The sequence below is a fragment of the Curtobacterium sp. LFS079 genome, assembly GCF_047977865.1.
Classification (GTDB): Bacteria; Actinomycetota; Actinomycetes; order Actinomycetales; family Micrococcaceae; genus Arthrobacter.
In genome coordinates this window covers 1-1,720 of the sequence record NZ_JBFPFO010000030.1, presented here as the reverse complement: position 1 = coordinate 1,720, position 1,720 = coordinate 1, and the positions used below count along the sequence as shown (strand labels likewise).

The window sequence follows — 1,720 nt, the reverse complement described above, 5'->3', positions numbered from 1 at the left end:
GGCGGGTTCTAACGGTCGTTGCAACACCCAGATCTTTTGGGAGTTGCAACGACCGTGTCGTCTCTAAGGTCAAAATCAGATTCTCCCTTGAGGAAAGAATCGGGTTCCCCACGGCCGCGGAGAGCCTTTTCGCGGGAGGAGAAGGATGCTTTCTTCTCCGTGCTTGACCGGCTTGGAAGTGTCAGCGCGGCTGCTGCCGAGCTTGGCCTGAACCGGAGTACGTGTTTCGGCTGGGCACGAAACACCGGGGCTGCTCCAAAGAAGCCGTTGACCAGAAAGGTCCCAAAGCGGAAGTACACCCCGGAAGAGAAAGAGCAGTTCCTCGCCCTACTCGATCGCGTCGGCAACGTGACGGTCGCTGCCGCGGAGCTCGGGTTCAACCGGATGACGTGCTACCACTGGGCCTATAAGGCCGGAATTGCCAACATTCGCCAGGACTCCGGCAAACGTGAGGAGTTCCTCCGACTGCGCAAGAAAGGAGCGACCCGGCGTGAGGCTGCCCTGGTCGTGAGCGTGCATCCCCGGACCGCGCAGGAGTGGGACCAAGGCGTCAGGAAGGTCGGCAGCCGACGCATTTACCCCGACGGGCGCGTCGTCGACTACAAACGGGGTGTGACCACCTTGACCGACCATCCCGGCCCGGCCACGCCGACTGCCGGCCCGCCGCTGGCCATGTCCGCGCTGGAGAAACCCGTAGACCCCAGGTTCCTCTCGCTCCAGGAGCGGGAAACGATCAGGGACATGCGAGCTGCCGGTTCCTCCATGCGGGCGATCGCGGCAGCCCTGAGCCGACCCGCATCGACGGTCAGCCGGGAGCTCGCCCGGAACAGCCGGCACGCGCTGGGCTACCAGCCCTATGCAGCCCAACGAAAGGCCGTAGCCCGACGGGCACGGCCCAAGCCCGCCAAGCTCGCCCGGGAATCCAAACTGCGAGACTACGTGAAAGCAAAACTCCTCATACGCTGGTCTCCGGAACAGATCAGCCACACCCTGGTCGACGAGTTCCCCGACCAACCGGAGATGCGCGTGAGCCCAGAGACGATCTACCAGGCCCTCTACATCCAGGCCCGGGGCGGCCTCAAGCGTGAGGTCGCAACTGCGCTGCGAACGGGCCGAGCCCGTCGCAAACCCCACAAGGATCCACAACACCGCCAGTCACGGTTCGTGGATCCGATGGTCATGATCTCCGAACGCCCGCCCGAAATCGAAGACAGGGCCGTTCCCGGACACTGGGAAGGTGATCTCATCACCGGGGCAAACAACCAGTCCGCGATCGCCACCCTGGTCGAGCGCACCACCCGCTACGTGATGCTCGTCCACCTGCCCGGCGACCACACCGCCGAAACCGTCCGCGACGGACTCATCAAAACCATGACCACACTCCCGGATCACCTGCGAGGATCCCTGACCTGGGACCAAGGAGCAGAAATGGCGGCCCACAAGTCGTTCAGCCTCGCCACCGACATGGACGTCTACTTCTGCGACCCGGCCAGCCCCTGGCAGCGCGGCTCGAACGAAAACACCAACGGGCTACTGCGCCAATACTTCCCCAAAGGCACCGACCTGTCCGTCTATGGCCCCGAAGACCTCGAACACGTCGCCCAAGAACTCAACGGCCGACCACGCAAAACGCTCGACTGGAAAACTCCAGCCGAGCGTCTGCGTGATTTACTACTAACCACCTAACCAACAGGCGTTGCAACGACCCCTAGAATCCGCA

General features: G+C 63.1%; 1 protein-coding gene. It reads left to right on the top strand.

Going from position 1 to position 1,720, the window contains the following annotated elements:
- The first annotated feature begins 384 nt into the window (after positions 1 to 384).
- Positions 385 to 1,686 (top strand): IS30 family transposase, encoded by a 1,302-nt coding sequence (locus ACNQPB_RS20060; protein WP_498754180.1) that lies wholly within the window; start codon positions 385 to 387, stop codon positions 1,684 to 1,686.
- Positions 1,687 to 1,720: the final 34 nt, after the last annotated feature.